The organism is Promicromonospora sp. MS192 (assembly GCF_049532985.1).
Lineage (GTDB): Bacteria > Actinomycetota > Actinomycetes > Actinomycetales > Cellulomonadaceae > Promicromonospora.
In genome coordinates, this window is the sequence record NZ_CP186693.1 from 913081 (window position 1) to 930200 (window position 17120).

Sequence of the window (17120 nt, forward strand, 5' to 3'; positions counted from 1 at the left end):
TCACCGCACCCCCAGCGCCCCGCGGCCGACCCCGTCCGGCACCTCCAGCACGTGCCGCACGAGGCGTTCCAGCACCGCGATCCCGTCCGCCGAGAGCACCGACTCCAGGTGCCCCTGGACGGAGGCGACCCCGGGGCCGCGCAGCGCCGTGAGCACCCCCTCGGCGTCGACCGACGGCTCCAGCGCGAGCCGGGCCACCGGGTCGTCGGCGGCGTCCGCGGCGAGCGTGGTCACGTACGCGCCGAAGGTGTTGTAGTAGCCGACGGCGGCCGTGGTGCCGAGCACGTCGGCGTCGAGCCGCACACCCTGCCGCGGGGCGGGCAGCGGGCGGACCGGGAAGCCGGCCAGCCCGGCGAGCACCTGGTGGCTCAGGCAGACCGCCAGCAGCGGCCGGCCCGCGGCGACGCGTTCGTGGATCCGCCGCGTGACGGCGGTGATCCGGGGGTCCTCGTGGTCGCGGGGGTCGCCCGGACCGGGGCCGAGCACGACCAGGTCGGCGGCGAGCACGTCGTCCACGGCGTCCCACCGGACCACGCGGGCGTTCATGCCCAGGTGGCCCAGCTGGTGGGCGAGCATCGTCGTGAACTGGTCCTCGTGGTCGACCACCAGCACGTCCCGCCCGGTGAGCGACGAGGGCTCGGGAGCAGCCACGGCGGTGTCCTGCGGCCGCACCCAGAACTCGGCGAGCTGCCCGTTGCGGACGGCCAGCGCCTCGGCCACGCCCTCCTGCGCGTTCAGGTCGACCACGGCGTCGGGCGCTGCGCCACGCGGCACCAGCCCGAGGGAGGAGAGCACCCCGGCGGCCTTGGCCCGGGTCTCGGCCACCTCGTGCTCCGGCACGGAGTGCCGCACCAGGGTGGCCCCGGCGGGGACGGTCACGCGGCCGCCGTCGTGCAGGTAGGCCGTGCGGATGAGGATCGGGGCGTCGAGCGAGTACCCGCCCGAGGCGCCGTCCGGCTCGAAGAGGGCGAGGAAGCCCGAGTAGTAGCCGCGCGGGCGCGTCTCGTGCCGGGCGATGACCGTGCAGGCGTTCTCCATGGGCGACCCGGTCACGGTGGGTGCGAACATCGTCAGCCGCAGGGCCTCGCGCGGGTCCACGGCGGTACGGCCCTCCAGCAGGTACTCGGTGTGGCTGAGCCGGGCCATCTGCTTGAGGTACGGGCCCACGATGCGCCCGCCGTCCGGGCAGAGCGCGCTCATCATCTTCATCTCCTCGTCGACCACCATGAAGAGCTCCTCGTTCTCCTTGGTGTCGCGCAGGAAGTCCAGCACCCCCTCGCGCGTGGGGCCCGACGCCGGGTGCCGGTACGTACCGCTGATCGGGTTCATGCGGGCGACGCCGTCGTGCAGGGTCAGGTGCCGCTCGGGGGTGGCGCCCGCCAGGGACACGGCGGCGCCGGGCCCCGGGACGTGCACCGCGAACGTCCAGTACGAGCCGACCTCGTGGGTGAGCAGTGCCCGGAACCACGACGTCAGCGTGGGCACCGGTGCCGCGTCGGTCCGGGCCTCGAAGCTGCGCATCACCACGAAGTTGGCGCCGGCGCCCTGCCCGATCTCGTCGTCGATCACGCGGCGCACGATCCCCGCGTACTCGTCGTCGGGGGTGTCGAAGCCGAGCGGCTCGGCCGCCACGGGCTCGGGCGGCAGCGCGGCGAGCGCGTCCGGCAGAGCGACCCGCTCCGACTCGCGGACCACCAGGCAGCGCAGCGGGGCGCCGTCGTCGTGCACGGTGAAGCCGCGCTCGCGGGCCTGGCGGTACGGGACGACGGCGAGCACCGGCGCGCCGTCCAGCGGGATGTCCCGCAGCAGGTCGGCGTCGACGACGTCACCGGTCAGCACCTCGACCTCGGTGCCGCTGTGGCGGCGCAGGAGGGCGAAGGGGAGCGAGCCGTCGGAGGCCAGGACCCGGTCCAGGAGCGGGTGCGGGCCGGCGGAGCCAGGGTGGTGGGACATACGGGGCCTCTCGGTTCGGGGTGCTCGACCCGAACCGGGAGCCTCGTGGGGAGACACGAAACGACCGCCTCGGGCGAGGCGGTCGTGGACGTGTGAGTGGATGCGTCGCGAGCCCGCCTAGTCGGCGGGCCACCAGTCCAGGCAGATGCGGGGCGACGTCATGGCCGGAACGTTAGCCGTGCCCGCGCGCGATGTCCACCGCTCACGTCCGGTCGGCCAGGTCCCGGGGACCGGGCCCGTCGTAGCCGGCCAGGAGGGGGCGCGGGATCGGCCCCTTGATCCGTGCCCCGCCGGTGGTCTCCTCCCAGGCGTGGGCGAGGATGCCGACGCTGCGGGACAGGACGAACAGGCCGCGCCCGAGCTCAGGAGGGAACCCGAGCTCGCTGTACACGATCGCGGTGGCCCCGTCGACGTTCATCGGCACGGGACGGGCGCGCCCGGCGGCCAGCGCCGACTCGACCGCCTGCCCGGCCCGCAGCGCCCAGCCGGTCACGGCGCCCTCGTCGACGGCCTGGGCGGTGAGGTCGAGGAGCGGGTCGCGGCGCGGGTCGCGCGGGTGGAACCGGTGCCCGAAGCCCGGCACGTGCTCACCGCGCTCCCGGTACTCGGCCACCAGGCCGGCCGCGGCCGCCGCGAGCTCCTCGCCCTGCTCGGCGCGCCGGTGCACCTCGGCCAGGACCTCCATGCACTGCTGGCCGGCGCCGCCGTGCACGTCGCCCAGCAGGTTGGTCCCGGTCGCGACGGCGTTGTTGAGCCCGACGCCGCAGGTCGCGGCCATGCGCGCGGCCGCGATGGACGGCGCCTGCGGCCCGTGGTCGACGGCGGACACGAGGGCCGCCTCCAGGAGACGGCTCTGCGCCGGGGTGGGCAGCTCGCCGCGCAGCATGAGCCAGATCTGGTCGACGAAGGTGATGGTGCCGACGAGCTGTTCGACGGGGTACCCGCGCAGCAGGATCTCCCCGGGCCGGATGCGGGTGATGCCCGTGCGCCACCACCCGGTGACCCGCTCCTCGTACTCCTCGGCGGTGGGGAACGCGGGGCTGCTCATACGGTTCCTTCCTCGTGCATCGTGGCGATCGCGGCGTCGTCGTAGCCGAGCTCGCGCAGGATCGTGTCGGTGTGCTCGCCCAGCAGGGGCGGCTCGTGCGCGGGGACCGGGGCGGCACCGTCCACGTGGACGGGGCTGCCGAGCACGCGTAGGTCACGGTCCGGGTCACCCGGGAAGGGCAGGTCGTGCACGAAGCCCCGCGCGCGGACCTGGTCCTGGGCGAGGGCCTCGGGCACGCTGAGCACGCGGGCGGCAGGGACGCCCGCCGCGGCCAGCACGGTCTCCCACTCCGCGGCCGGGCGGCCGGCCAGGGCCGCCTCGATCTGCGCGGTGAGCTCCCGGCGGTGCACCTTGCGCGCCGACCGCTCGGCGAAGCGCGGGTCGTCGCACAGGTCGGGCCGTCCCAGCAGGCGGCAGAGCGTGACGAACTGGCGCTGCTCGTTGGCGGAGATGTTGAGCATCCCGTCGCCCGTCGCGAACGTGCCGGACGGCGCCGCGGTGAAGTTGTCGTTGCCCATCGGGACCGGGTCCTGGCCGGCGATGAGGTGGTTGGACACGACCCAGCCCATGGCCGTCATGGCGGACTCCAGCATCGACACGTCCAGCCGCACGCCCTCGCCGGTGCGGTCGCGGTGCACGAGCGCCGAGGCGACGGCGAAGGCCGCCGTCATGCCGCCGAGCGTGTCCGCGACCGGGTAGCCGGCGCGCAGCGGCCCGGTCTGCTCGGTGCCGGTGGCGCTCATCATCCCGGAGACACCCTGCACGATCTGGTCGTAGGCGGGCCGGTCGCGCAGCGGCCCGTCCTGCCCGAAACCGGAGACTGCGCAGTAGACGAGCCGGGGGTTGGCCGCCCTCAGCCGGTCCCAGCCGAGGCCGAGCCGGTCCAGCACGCCGGGGCGGAAGTTCTCCACCAGCACGTCGGCGCCCTCGACGGCGCGGAGCAGCACGTCGCGGCCCGCCGCGCTCTTCAGGTTCAGGGTGAGGGAACGCTTGGCGCTGTTCTGCGCGAGGAACGAGGCACCCGTCCCGGCCTCGTTCAGGGCGTGGTCGGCGCCGAGCCGGCGGGCCAGGTCACCCGCGCCGGGGATCTCCACCTTGATCACGTCGGCGCCCAGGAGGGCGAGCTGGTAGCTGGCGAACGGGCCGGCCAGCACGTTGGTGAGGTCGAGCACCCGCACGCCGTCCAGGAGCGCGGTGGGGTTCACGCGATGCCCCCGAAGAAGGGGATCTCGGCGAGCCGGCCGGCCGCCTCGACCACGAAGGGCCGCCAGGTGTCGAGGTGGTCCGCGGTGAACCGGCTGGTGGGGCCGCCGAGCCCCACGGCCGCCACGACGTCGCCCGCGGGCGTGACCACGGGTGCGGCCAGGGCGGAGACGCCTGGTTCGCGCTCGCCGTGGCTCGCCGCCCAGCCCTGCTGCCGTGCCTGCTCGACGGTCCGGACGAGGCCTGCGGCGAAGTCGGGGCCGCGGCCGGCGGCGGCGCCGAGGGCCGCGACCTGCTCCGCCGGCAACCCCGTCAGGAGGGCGTGCCCGGTGGCGCCGAGGACGACCGGCATCCCGTCGCCCACGCGCACGACGTGCCGGAGCTGCTGCGTGCCCTCCTGCTGCGCGATGCACACGCGCGAGGCGCCCTGGCGCACGTAGACGCGGCTGGACTCCCCGCCGCAGTCGACCCCGAGCTGCCGCAGCACGTCCATCGCCTCGGGCGGCACCGCCCAGGTGGCCTGCGCGAGTCGCGACCAGCGCATCAGGCCGACGCCGGGCACGATGCGCCCGTCGCCGCGGGTCCACAGCATGCCGGCGTGCTCCAGCGTGGTCACGAGCCGGACCACGGTGGACTTGGCCAGGCCGCTGGCCTCGACCAGGTCCCGGACGCTGCGGGAGGTGTGCTGCTCGTCGAAGTGGCCCAGCAGGTCCAGCGCGCGGTGCACGCTGCGCACCCCGTCACCGCCCGTCGTCGCCTCTGTCACCAGGTCTCCTTGCTCGTGGGGCCTGCCGGGTTGCCAGACCGAATCTCGCTCACGTAGCCTCACCGTACCACCAGGCAGAACTGTCGAACCGTCTGGTGGTACGCAATGGAGGAGTCAACGATGACGACGAACGCCGGTCCCGTCCTGGACGTCGGGGTCACGACCGCGACCCGCGCATCGCTCCAGCCCCACGCCTGAGGAGGCACCCGTGTCCGTACTCGTCGTCGCGAGCGCGACCCCTGAGGGTCGCGCCGCACTTGCCGAAGGCGCCGCCGAGGCCCGCCGCCGCGGCACCGCGCTGCTGTGGTTGGACGTCGGCGCCGAACCCGCCGGGGACGTCGCACCCCTCCTGGACGGGACGCCCGCGCGCCACGTCGCGCGCGACCCGAACCAGGACCCGACCGACGCGGTGCTCGACGCCGTGGCCGCCGAGGACGTCGAGGTGCTGGTGGTCGGCACCCGGCGACGCAGCCCGCTCGGCAAGTTCGTGCTCGGGTCGATGGCGCAGAAGCTCATCCTCGACGCGCCGGTGCCGGTGCTCACCGTCAAGGTGCCGGCCGGTGCCGACGGTCGGACGGGCTCGTGAGGCGCGGCATCCGGGCGGCCGTCGCCCTGCTGGTGTGCGTCCCGCTCGTGGTGGCGGCGGGGATCCAGGCCAACCGGTCCGGGAACGTGCACGGCGCGCGGTCCGGCCTCACGCTGCTGGTTCCCGCGGCGCCCGGCGGCGGCTGGGACACCGTGGCGCGCGAGCTCCAGGCCGCCATGCGTGAGCACGGCATCGTCACCAACCCGCGCGTGGTCAACGCGGGCGGTGCGGCGGGCACCATCGGCCTGGGCCAGCTCATGGAGATGCACGGTCAGGACGACGTGCTCATGGTGACCGGCACCGTGATGATCGGCGGCATCGAGGTCAACGACTCCGCCTACCGCCTGGAGGAGACCACGCCGGTCGCCCACCTCGCGGACGACTACGTGGCGCTCGTGGTGCCTGCCGACTCCCCGTTCGAGACCGTGGACGACTTCGTGGCGGCGTTCGAGGAGAACCCGGGCCAGGTCTCGATCGGCGGCGGCTCCGTGGGCGGCACCGACCACCTGACCGCCGGCCTGCTCGCGCAGGAGGTGGGCGTGGACCCCGCCGACGTGAACTACATCCCGTTCGCCGGCGGGGGAGAGGCGGTCAACGCCCTCCTCTCGCACAGCGTCGCCGCCGGCATGAGCGGCTACAACGAGTTCGCCGACCAGATCGAGGCCGGCTCGCTGCGCATCCTCGCCCTCTCGGCGCCCGAGCCCGTGCCCGGCATCGGCGCGCCGACCTTCATGGAGGCCGGCTACGACCTCTACCTGCCCAACTTCCGCGGCGTCGTCGCGCCCCCGGGGATCTCCCCGGAGGACGCCGCCGAGCTCGAGGCCATCATCGAGGAGACCGTCGCCACGCCGGAGTGGGCGGACGCCGTGGACCGCAACAAGTGGGTCCCCAACCTGCAGACCGGCCAGGAGTTCGGCGACTTCCTGGACGGGGAGATCGGCCGCATCACCGACGTCGTCAAGGAGCTCGGACTGTGACCAGCAACGACAACGCCGTCTCGACGGCCCACACCCCCTCCGCCGCGGCGGCCCGGCCCGACCGGGGCTCCGTCCCGCTCGCCGTGGTGGTCCTCGTGGTCGCCGCGTACCTCACCTACGGCACGGTCACCATGACGGTCTCGCCCAGCGCGAGCCCGCCCGGGCCGCGGTTCTTCCCGGTGATCGTCACCGTGGTCGCCTACGTCGTCGGCCTCCTGCTCCTGGTGCAGGGCGTGCGGGGGCGGCTGCGGCCGGCACCTGCCGAGGCGCCCGACGCCGACGCGGGGGCCGGCACCGGCGCAGGCACGGACGCCGACCGCATCGACTGGCGCCAGGTCGGCATCGTGGTCGGTACGTTCGCCGTCTTCATCCTGGTGCTGGAGCCGGTCGGCTGGCTGGTCAGCGGTGCGCTGCTGTTCACGGGCGTCTCCTACGGGCTCGGCTCGTCCCGGCACCTCGTCAACGTCGGCGCGGGGCTCGCGCTGTCGTCCGTCATCCAGCTCGCCTTCGCCGGGGGCCTCGGGCTCCCGTTGCCGGCCGGCATCCTCGCGGGGGTCTGACCATGGACACGCTCACCCACCTGCTCGACGGCTTCTCGACCGCGCTCTCACCGGTCAACCTGCTCTGGGTCACGATCGGCGCGGTGCTCGGCACCGCCGTCGGCGTGCTGCCCGGGCTCGGCTCGGCCATGGCCGTCGCCCTGCTGCTGCCCGTCACGTTCAGCCTGGACCCCACCGGTGCGTTCATCATGTTCGCCGGGGTGTACTACGGCGGGCTGTTCGGCGACTCGATCTCGGGGATCCTGCTCAACACCCCCGGCAACTCCTCCGCCATCGCCTCCACGTTCGAGGGGCACAAGATGGCCCTGGCCGGGCGGGCGCCCCAGGCCCTGGCCACGGCAGCGATCGGCGCGTTCACGGGCGGGCTCATCGCCACCACGCTCGTGGCGTTCGGTGCGCCGTACATGGCCCGGCTCGCCACGAACTTCGGCTCCGCGGAGTTCTTCGCGCTCGCCGTGTTCGCGTTCGTCGCGACGTCGGCCATCGTGGCCGACTCGGTGCTCAAGGGCCTGGCCGCGCTCGTCGTCGGGCTGGGCGTGGCGCTGGTCGGCATCGAGCCGCAGTCCGGCGCCTCCCGGTTCACGATGGGCGTCCCCGAGCTGTTCGACGGCATCAGCATCATCACCGTCACCGTGGGCCTGCTCGCCCTGGGCGAGGTGCTCCGGGTCGCCTCGACGGCCCGCCGCAAGGGCCCGGAGACCGCCGTGCTCTCGAAGGGCCGCCCGTTCCTCTCGGGTGCCGAGTTCCGCAAGGCGCTGCCCGCCTGGCTGCGCGGCACCGGCTTCGGCCTGCCGTTCGGCGTGATCCCCGTGGGTGGCTCCGAGATCCCGACGTTCCTCGCCTACGGCAACGAGCGGCGCATCGACCGCAAGCAGCGCAACCCCGAGTTCGGGCGCGGCGCCATCCGCGGCGTCGCGGCACCCGAGGCGGCGGGCAACGCCACGTCCGGCACCGCGATGGGTGCCCTGCTCACCCTGGGCCTGCCCACGTCGGCGACGGCGGCCATCATGCTCGCCGCGTTCCAGCAGTACGGCATGCAGCCCGGGCCGCTGCTGTTCGACCGCAACGGCGACCTGGCGTGGGCGCTCATCGCGTCGCTGTTCGTCGGGCTCGTCGTGCTGGTCATCCTGAACATGCCGTTCGCGGCGATCTGGGCCAAGCTCCTGCTCATCCCGCGCCCGTACCTGTACGCGGGCATCGCCACCTTCTGCGCGTTCGGCGTGTACGCCAACTCGACCAGTCTGGTGGACCTCTGGCTGCTGCTCGGGTTCGGCCTGCTCGGCCTGCTCATGCGCCGCTACGAGGTGCCCGTCGCGCCGGTGCTCATCGCCGCGATCCTCGGCCCCATGGCCGAGACCGAGCTGACCCGCACGCTGGCGGTCAGCGAGGGCGACCTCACGGCGCTCGCGGCCAGCCCCATCACGATCACCGTCTACGTCGGCCTGCTCGCGACCGTCTGCGGCGTGCTGGTCAGCCGGTTCCGCGCGCGGCGGTCCGTGGACGTGTGACCGGTGGGCCCGCCCGGCGGGGACGCGGGCGTCAGCGGACCACCTGGAGCACGCCGCTGACCACCAGCGTCGTGACCGTCGTCCAGCCGATGATCGCCACGGCCTGCCAGACCAGGATCCGGGTCCTGCCGACCCCGGACGCGGCGAGCATGGTGGCGGTGAAGTGCGTGGGCAGCAGGAGCGGGCCGAGCAGGCTCACGCCCGGCACGCCGTAGCGCTCGTAGGCGCGCTGGAACTTGGCCCGGCGCGCGGCGGAGCGCTCGTCGCGGGGCTCCGTGGCGGTCGTGCCGCCGGCGGAGCCGCCGCCGGCGGCCACGGTCGCCCGGGATCTCGCCCGGCGGGTCACGACGGCGTCCCGTGCGCCCGACCCGAGCAGCACCAACGCGGCCACGGTCACGAAGTTGCCGACCACGGCGGAGACGGCGGCGACCACCGGGTGGATGCCGCCGAGCACGCCGATCGCCGCTCCACCCTCGCCCTCGACGAAGGGGATCGCGCCGGCGAGCGCCACGACCAGCGGCTGCACGACGGTGGGCACGTGGCCGACGAGGTTCTGCAGGATTTCGACGAGGTCCATGGATGCTCCTGTGGGTGCGGGGCGTCAGGGGGTTCCCTGCGCCGTACCCCAGTCCACCCGCTGCCCGCCCCGCCCGGAAGTGTCGCCGCGTCACTGTCTTCCGGGCGCTGTGCACGGTCCGGCCGTGACATGTGTCATGCCGCTCAGGGGCAGCCCGGCCGCGGTGCGCGTGGCGACGTCGTCGTCCTCGACGGACGCCAGCGTGCCGCGCCCGGAGGGTCCGGCCCGGACCACCGTGCGGTGTGGTCCGGGCCGGGCCCTGTTCTCCCCGCGTCCTCAGCGCCGGACCGTCAGCCGCACGGTCGTCCAGTCGCGGGTGCCCTCGCTGTCCGTCGCGATCAGCCGCGCGGTGTAGCGGCCCGGCTGCTCGTAGACGTGCGTGACGCTCGCGCCGTCCGCGGTGGTCCCGTCGCCCAGGTCCCACTGGTAGGAGACGATCTCCCGCCCCTCGGGTGCCACGGCGGACCCGGACAGGTCGACCGGGCTGCCCGCCGGGACGGCCCCGCGGCCGGCCTGCGCCGTCACCACCGGCGCGGTGGCGTCGGCGACGCCGCGCCCGTGGAAGACGAGCCAGTCGAGACCGAGGTCGGCCCCGTCGGCCGGCTCGCGCTTGCTCTTCGCGACGAGGTACAGCGTGGTGGCACCCTGCTGCTCCGGGAGGTCGATCGTGGGCGAGACGACCTGCCCGGCGCCGGCGGCCTTCGCGACCTCGACCTGGCCGAGCGTGCGCCCGGTCGGGCTGCCGGCCCGCACCTCGACGGTGGCGTCGGCGGCGCCGCGCACGGCGCCCACCGTCAGCGCGTCGATGCCGCGCAGGTCGACCGGCCCGAACGCGATCCAGTCGCCGTGGTCCACGTCCGTCACGAGCCGCCCGCCGCGGGCGTCCGCGCCGTCGGCCACCGTGACGCCGGAGCTGTCGGCGAAGAACTCCGCCTCCTTGTCGCGTACCTGCAGGTGGATGACGTCCTGGCCGGCCAGCGCGGGCACACCGTCGGCGCCGAGGTCCTGGTAGCCCGCCCCGAGCACGGGGTAGACGTTCTGCCCCACGCCGTGGTCCGCCGGGTCGAGGAACACCGACCCGGAGCACCCGGTGTAGTTGTCCAGCGGGTGCGCGTGGGTGTCGTGCCCCAGCTGGGTGTTCACCGTGACCTGCTCGCAGTCGATCGTTCCGGCCTCGGTGGAGCCGTCCTCGACGTCGTCCACGTCGACGGCGTAGTCGACCGTGTCGCCGAGCTCGGCGAAGCCGCCGTGGAACGGGGCCCCGAACGCGACGTCCGGCCGGGTGTTGCCGGCGGTGATCTTCTGCACGGAGACACCGGTGAACCCCTCGCTGTCCGTGACCGTCAGGCGGGCGCTGAACTGCCCCCGCTCGGTGTAGGTGTGCGTGGGGCTGGGCTCGGTCGAGTCGACGACGCCGTCGTTCTCGAAGTCCCACTCGTAGGTGATCTCCAGCCCGTCGGGGCTCTCGCTGGCGCCGCCGTCGAAGGTGACGGTCAGGGGTTCGTGACCGGAGTCGACGTCGGCGGTGAACCGCGAGATCGGCCGGCGGCCGTCGGCGGCGTAGTCGATGCGGTAGATGCCGGCGTCCGTGTTGGTGCTCCCGCGGCCGGCGCCCCGGCCCAGGCCGAAGTCGATGATGTAGAGCGAGCCGTCGGGACCGAACTCGGCCTCGAACGGGGCGACGAACGTCTCGTCCGGAAGGAACGGGTCGATCGAGGCGAGCTCACCCGTGGTCTCGTCCAGCGAGAGCACCTTGTAGAAGTTGCGGGCGTACTCGGACACGAACCAGTGCCCGTCGAAGGCTTCCGGGAACTTCGTCTTCACGTCGAGCTCCGGGTCGAACCGGTAGACCGGGCCGCCCATCGGGGCGGCGCCGCCGGAGCCCAGCTCGGGGAACTCCTCGGACACCCCGTAGCCGTACCAGACGAGCGGCTCCTGCGACCGCGGCAGCTCGCGCAGGCCCGTGTTGTTGGGGGAGTCGTTGACGGGGTTGGCGCAGTCGAACGGCTCTCCGGAGACACCGGTGGCGAAGTCGTAGTCGATGTACGGCTGGTTGTTCGCGTGGCAGTACGGCCAGCCGTGGTTGCCCGGCTGCGTCATCCGGATGAACTCGACCTGGCCCTCGGGTCCGCGCAGCGGGTCGGCCACGCGGGCGTCGGGCCCGTAGTCCCCGATCAGCACCGCGCCGGTGCCGGGGTCGACGGTGATCCGGAACGGATTGCGGAAGCCCATGCCGTAGATCTCCGGGCGGGTGCCCTCGGTGCCGGGCGCGAACAGGTTGCCGTCGGGGATCGTGTAGGTGCCGTCGTCCTGCGGGGTGATGCGCAGCACCTTGCCGCGCAGGTCGTTCGTGTTGGCGGACGTGCCCTGCGCGTCCCAGGCGCGGCGGCCCTCACGCTCGTCGATCGGCGTGTAGCCCGCCTGGTCGAACGGGTCCGAGTTGTCGCCGGTCGCGACGTAGAGGTCGCCGTCCGGCCCCATCGCCAGCGAGCCGGCCATGTGCGAGTTGGCGCGGCCCTCGCCGCGCCAGATGGTGAAGTCGAGCAGCCGCTTCTCGGTGGCCGGGTCGATCGTGTCGTCCGGCCCCATCGTGAACCGCGAGAGGTTCATCTTCGCCACGTCGGGGTCGCTCCAGAGCAGGTACAGCCACCCGTTCTCCGTGAAGCCGGGGTCCAGGGTCAGCCCCAGGAGGCCGTCGGACTGCTGGAGCAGGTCGAGGGAGTAGTCGAGGTCCAGGGCCGTGGTCTGGCGCAGCGTCTCCTGGTCCAGCACGACCACCTGGCCGGTGCGCTGGATGTAGACGACGCGGCCGTCGTCTGCCACGTCGAGCTCGAACGGGTCGGCGAGCCCCTCGGTGACCAGCGGGACCTTGTCGAACGTGGCGGCCTCGGCATGGTCGGAGCCCGGATGGGCGGTGGCGGCCGTGGTGGCGGGGACCAGGGCACCGACCGCGACGACCAGACCGGTCGTCGCAGCCAGAACCCGGCGGCGTGCCCTGCGGTGCGGTGCGGACATCAACACTCCCTCGTGCTGGGTCGGATGGTGCGTGCGGGCGTGCGGCACCCCCGGGCGAGGGCGGGTGCCCTCGCCCGGAAGCAGCCGGACGGATCAGTGGCCGATCAGTGGCGGACCAGCAGCTGGACTAGTAGCGCAGCTCGGCGAGGTTGCCGATGCTCGTGCACGCGGACGTCACGCCGTCGGGGGACGGCTGGTCGTGCTCGGTGAAGCCGTAGCGGACGCCGGCCAGCGTGGCGCCCGCGAAGATCTCGGCGAAGTCGATGGTGCCCTCGCCCACGTCGGCGAAGGAGCCGTCCTCCGCCATGTCCTTGAGGTGCAGCAGCTCGAACCGGCCCGGGTAGCGCGCGAACAGGTCCGTGGCGGACGTGTCCGTGCTCGCGGCCCAGTACACGTCGAGCTCCATGGTCACGAACGCCGGGTCGGTCTGCCGGACCAGCACGTCGTAGCCCGTGACGCCGTCCTCCTCGGTCTCGAACTCGTACCCGTGGTTGTGGTAGGCGACCCGGATGCCCTCGGCGCTCAGGGCCTCGCCCGCCTCGTTGAGGATCGCGGCCGTCCGGGAGTAGTCCGCGAGCGTCCACGAGCCGGAGCCCGAGACGCGCACGTACCTCGCCCCGATCGCGTGCGCCTCGGCGACCACCAGGTCGACGTCGTTCTGCAGGTTCGACAGGCTCACGCCGAGCGAGGGCACCGCGATGCCCGCCGCGTCGGTGAGCGGCGCCAGCTCCGCGGCCGTGTAGCCGTAGAAGTTGCCGGCGGCGCCTGACGGCTCGATGTTCTGGAAGCCGCACTCCGCGAGCGCGCCCAGGGTCCCCTCGGCGTCGGTGGGCATGGTCGCGCGGACCGTGTAGCCCACCAGGCCGATCCTGGACAGGTCGACGGACCTGTCGCCCGTGACCGGGTGCGGCCGGCCCACCTCCGAGTCGGTGGCGGCGCGGACGATGTCCCGGCGCTCGCCGCCGGTCAGGATTCGTTCACGCACAAGGTCCCTGGTCACCGACGAGACCGTGCGGACGAACGCGCCGTGCGTCGCGAACGGCGCGCCGGCCATGATCTCGTCCATGACGGTGCAGCCGCCGCCGGTCTCGCGGTTGGGCACGCCGGAGTCGGCGCCGGCGCCGAACCAGACGGTGGCGTCGCTCGTGTAGCCGTACGCGCAGGCGGCGGTCCCGTTGGTCCCGCCGCGGCCGTCCGCTGGTCCGGCTGCTGACGCGCACGGCGCCAGGATCGGCAGGGTCAGCGTGGCGGCCACGGCGGCGGCGAGCCACGGCTTCGCCGTGCGCCGCAGGGTCGGGGTCGTGCCGGTAGTTCGTCGCATCAGATGAACCTCTCCTTCGAGGAACCGGATCAGCTTCGGGAGACCAGGTCAGCTTCGGGAGACCAGGTCAGGAACCCGGTCAGCGGACGGTCAGGTCGACCGTCGTCGTGCTCCGTCCGTAGACCAGGTCGCCGAGGTACTGCACGGTGACCGGGTGCTTTCCCTTGCCCAGGCCGGCCGTCGGGACGACGACCCGTGCGGGGCCGCGGCCCAGCGTGGCCTTGACCGACACGTCGCCGACGGTGACCCGGACGGTCCCGGTCGGGGCAGGCCGGCCCGCGGCGCCGGGCACCCGGACCACGGCCTCGACGTCCTGGCCCGCCGTGACCCTCGGCGGGGCGAGCCGCGCCGAGACCTTGGACGCGAGCGCCTGGGAGGTCTCCTGCCCGGTCAGGCGCTCGATCCAGACGTTGCGGAACCGCGGGTTCAGACCGGCGTCGCCGTGGTCCTGGAGCTTGATGTGCCCCGGCGTCGGCCCCTCGGCCTTGCCGTTGCCGGTCTTGCCGTCGATCGCCACGTCGTCGTGCACGAGCTGCCCGTTCCACCACAGGGACAGGCGCGCGTCCTCGGTCTTGGTCCCGTCGGGGGCGAACCGGGCGGCGCGGAAGACGAGGTCGTACGTCTGCCACGTGCCCATCTCGGTCGCCGCGTTGATGTCCGGGGCCTTCTTCAGGTAGATCGACCCGGCGTCGTTGGTCTGCGGCGGGTCGATGCCGAAGGACTCCAGCACCTGCACCTCGTAGCGTTCCTGGATGTAGATGCCGCTGTTGCCACGGGCCTGGCCGGTGACGTCGTCGGCGTGCTGGGGCTGGTACCACTCGGCGTGCATCCGGAAGTCGCCGAACTTCTCCTTGGTGCGGATGTCGCCGCCGAAGGACTCCATCGAGCCGTCCGCGACCGGCCACGTCGCGGCCCCGCCGCTGGCCTTCTCCCAGGCGTCGAGGTCGCCGCCGTCGAAAAGGGTGATGCGCTCGCTGGGCGTGACGGTGAGGCTGTCGAGGTTGACGTGCCCCAGGTCGTCCTCGTCGTGCACGTAGGCGATGGTGTTGGCACCCTCCCGCAGCTCGACCGTCTCGGTCTGCGTCTGCCAGTTGGCCCAGGTCACGGTGCTGTCGAGCCAGACCTGCTTCTGCTTGACGCCGTTGACGTACAGGCTCATCGACCGCGGCGTCGGGCTGGGGTCGGAGTTCTGCCCGTTCGCGTAGCGCAGGGCCAGGTCGTGCGGCCCGGCCTCGTCGGCCTCGACGGCGAACGTGGTGCGGGCGCCCGGCTCCCAGTTGCGGTCCACGAACCCGGCACCCGAGTACCCGGCGTGGTTGGTGTTCCAGCCCGCGCCGCCGGCGATGTCGGCGGCCTCGGCCTCGTAGACCGGCGGCGGGGTGGAGCCGTCGGGCAGGCGGTTCATGGTGTACCAGGCCTCGGTGCTCCACAGCTCCTCGCCGCCCTCGGCCGCGAACGGCCGCGGGGAGTGCACGTTGACCACCCGGCCGGGCTTGAGCCCGTCGATCATGAGGGTCACCGTCCTGCGGTCGTCGGACAGCGTCGCGGAGGTCACCGTCAGGTCCTCCTCGTCCACCTTGGGCCCGCCGTACTGCGGCGTCGAGACGTAGCGCCACTGCGCTGCCTCGTACTTCCCGGCCAGGTCCTGCGCGGTCTCGGCCGACAACGGCTTCGTGTACTCGATCTCGAACCCGCCCTCCACGGCGCGCATCTCGAGCATGTCGAACGCGCGGCTCTCGTCGAAGGTGAGCCTCTGCAGGCCGTAGCCGAGCTTGCCGGCCTGGCCCCAGTTGCCCGACCAGCCGATGCCGCCCACGTAGATCGAGCCGTCCGGGCCCACGCTCGTGCGGCTGACGCCGGACTCCAGGCCCTGCGTCATGCGGAAGACGGCGCCCTGCTCCTGGCCCGCGACCTCCTCCAGGTAGACGCGCTGGAGGCCGCCGTAGGTCACGTCGCCGATCGCCATCTGCCCGGCGAACACGCCCTCGGTGAGGATCACGGGGTTGCTGGGGGAGTTGGAGATCTCGCTGTGCGGCATCCACAGCACGGGCTCGGTGACGGGCTGGTCGTCGTACGGGCCGTCCGGGTTCGTGTAGTGGTTGTAGAACGCGCCCTCCTGCACGCGCACCAGCTTGGACGTCGGCACGTGCATGCCCTGGTTGTCGGTGACGTACATGCCGCCGTCGGCCCCGAAGCCGAGGCCGTTCGGGGTGCGCAGGCCGCCCGCCAGGTACTCGACCTCGCCGGTGTCCTCGTCGATCTTCAGCACCGAGCCGCGGTTCTCGACGAGCTGCGGGTCGCGCGTCGCGCCGCCGGGCACCATCGCGATGCCCGTGGAGACGTAGAAGTAGCCGTCCTCGTACAGCAGGCCGAACGCGAACTCGTGGTAGTTGCCGCCGAACGGCCAGGTCGCGACCTCGCGGTACTCGTCGGTGACCTCGTCGCCGTCGGTGTCCACGAGTTCCGTCAGGCCGTGCTTCTCGGAGACGTAGATGCGGCCGTCCACGACCTTGAGGCCCATCGGCTCCTGGAGCTCCTCGGCGATCCTCGTGTACGTCACGTCGTCGGCGCCGCCGTCGCCCGTGACGTTCTCGACGATGTACACCTCGCCGAGCACGGTCTCGCGGTCACCGCCCCACGTGGCGATGACCATGCGGCCGTCGGGCAGCCAGTCCATGCCGGTGACCTGCGGCTCGAAGCCGTCCGGGCGCAGGTTCGTCAGCGTGTAGTCGGGGTGCACCTCGGTCAGGGGCAGGCCGTCGCCCGGGGCCTCGTCCACGCCCTCGCAGAGCTTGCGGCCCGGGGAGGTGACGCGCGTGACCTCGGCGTCGGTGCTCAGCACCGAGCTCGGCACCAGCGCGAAGCCGGAGGCGCCCGGCGGGCGCCACTCCAGCGTGAGCTGCTGGCCGAAGTCGCCGTCGAAGTGGTCCATGCGCAGCGCGTGGTACCCGGCCTCCAGGTCGACCGAGCCTTCCTTCGGCGTCGCCCCGTGCTTGCCGGGGTGGTCGACGACGAGCGTGTCGTCGAGCAGCAGCCGCGCGCCGTCGTCGCTCGTGACGCGGAAGTCGTAGGTGCCGGCGTCCGGCACGTTCAGAAAGCCGGTGACCTCGGTGACGAAGCGGTCGGTGAGGCCGAAGTCGTCGGCCGTGCGCCAGTCGATCGTGGGCTTCAGCTCGTCGATGTTCGGCGTCTGGCCCGGCTTCAGCGTGCAGTAGTCCTCCAGCGGCACCTGGACGTCGAAGACGCGCATGGTCACACCGGGCTCCTGCGGCCGGGTGGGGTCGGTCGCGGGCTGCGCGGCGGCCTGCGCCGCGGGCCGGCCCGCTGCCTGCGCTGCTGCCGGGAGCACCGTGAACGGCAGCACGAGCACGCCGAGCATCGCGGCGAGGGTGCGGGGGGTCGATCTGCGTTCCATCCTGCGTTCCATGGGCCTGCCTCTCCATCGAGGACCTTGCCTACCGGGGACCGTGCCCGCCGCGGCGGCGTCGTTGCGCCGACGGCTGGGCACGCCACGTCACTATGCGGTCAGGGGTGACCCCGGACAACGAGTTGCCACTTGTTGCCCCTCCCGGGACGCTCGTACCGCCGCGCCGGCGTGCTGGTGGA

At 73.2% G+C, this 17120-nt stretch carries 12 protein-coding genes; 4 read left to right on the forward strand and 8 right to left on the reverse strand.

The window, feature by feature from the left end:
- The 4 genes from ACO229_RS04100 to ACO229_RS04115 all read right to left on the reverse strand — a co-directional run bounded on the left by ACO229_RS04100 (position 1) and on the right by ACO229_RS04115 (position 4970).
- Positions 1–1953 (reverse strand): anthranilate synthase family protein, encoded by a 1953-nt coding sequence (locus tag ACO229_RS04100; RefSeq protein ID WP_423463871.1) that lies wholly within the window; start codon positions 1951–1953, stop codon positions 1–3.
- A gap of 202 nt (positions 1954–2155) precedes the next feature.
- Positions 2156–3001 carry a citryl-CoA lyase gene (locus ACO229_RS04105; protein WP_423463872.1) on the reverse strand — a complete coding sequence of 282 codons (846 nt, stop codon included), beginning with the start codon at positions 2999–3001 and terminating at the stop codon, positions 2156–2158.
- Positions 2998–4206: a CaiB/BaiF CoA transferase family protein gene (locus ACO229_RS04110; RefSeq protein WP_423463873.1), complete on the reverse strand. Its 1209-nt coding sequence runs from the start codon at positions 4204–4206 to the stop codon at positions 2998–3000. Before ACO229_RS04110 ends, ACO229_RS04105 begins: the two co-directional genes overlap by 4 nt.
- Positions 4203–4970, reverse strand: a complete 768-nt coding sequence (locus ACO229_RS04115) for an IclR family transcriptional regulator (protein WP_423463874.1) — start codon at positions 4968–4970, stop codon at positions 4203–4205. The genes ACO229_RS04110 and ACO229_RS04115 overlap by 4 nt, the downstream gene beginning before the upstream one ends.
- A gap of 208 nt (positions 4971–5178) precedes the next feature.
- Here ACO229_RS04115 and ACO229_RS04120 point away from each other — a divergent pair, with 208 nt between their 5' ends.
- From ACO229_RS04120 to ACO229_RS04135, 4 genes are read left to right on the forward strand one after another with little or no spacing between them, the layout of a single operon-like run.
- Positions 5179–5556 carry a universal stress protein gene (locus tag ACO229_RS04120; RefSeq protein ID WP_423463875.1) on the forward strand — a complete coding sequence of 126 codons (378 nt, stop codon included), beginning with the start codon at positions 5179–5181 and terminating at the stop codon, positions 5554–5556.
- The gene (locus tag ACO229_RS04125; RefSeq protein ID WP_423463876.1) at positions 5553–6533 is read left to right on the forward strand and encodes a Bug family tripartite tricarboxylate transporter substrate binding protein; all 981 of its coding nucleotides are present in this window, start codon (positions 5553–5555) and stop codon (positions 6531–6533) included. The genes ACO229_RS04120 and ACO229_RS04125 overlap by 4 nt, the downstream gene beginning before the upstream one ends.
- Positions 6530–7093, forward strand: coding sequence for a tripartite tricarboxylate transporter TctB family protein (locus ACO229_RS04130; RefSeq protein WP_423463877.1), 564 nt, complete (start codon positions 6530–6532; stop codon positions 7091–7093). Before ACO229_RS04125 ends, ACO229_RS04130 begins: the two co-directional genes overlap by 4 nt.
- Positions 7094–7095: 2 nt before the next feature.
- Positions 7096–8601: a tripartite tricarboxylate transporter permease gene (locus ACO229_RS04135; protein ID WP_397430610.1), complete on the forward strand. Its 1506-nt coding sequence runs from the start codon at positions 7096–7098 to the stop codon at positions 8599–8601.
- Positions 8602–8632: 31 nt separating this feature from the next.
- Here the strand turns inward: ACO229_RS04135 and ACO229_RS04140 are convergent, their stop codons facing one another.
- From ACO229_RS04140 to ACO229_RS04155, 4 genes are all read right to left on the reverse strand, one after another.
- A complete protein-coding gene (locus tag ACO229_RS04140; RefSeq protein WP_397430609.1) occupies positions 8633–9178 on the reverse strand; it encodes a small multidrug efflux protein in 546 nt (181 codons plus the stop codon).
- Positions 9179–9454: 276 nt separating this feature from the next.
- Entirely contained in the window at positions 9455–12193 is a 2739-nt protein-coding gene (locus ACO229_RS04145) for a PKD domain-containing protein (protein ID WP_423463879.1), read from the reverse strand.
- A 127-nt stretch (positions 12194–12320) separates the two neighbouring features.
- Positions 12321–13514, reverse strand: a complete 1194-nt coding sequence (locus ACO229_RS04150; RefSeq protein ID WP_423463880.1) for a sugar phosphate isomerase/epimerase family protein — start codon at positions 13512–13514, stop codon at positions 12321–12323.
- A gap of 79 nt (positions 13515–13593) precedes the next feature.
- Positions 13594–16929, reverse strand: coding sequence for a family 16 glycoside hydrolase (locus ACO229_RS04155; protein ID WP_423463881.1), 3336 nt, complete (start codon positions 16927–16929; stop codon positions 13594–13596).
- Positions 16930–17120: the final 191 nt, after the last annotated feature.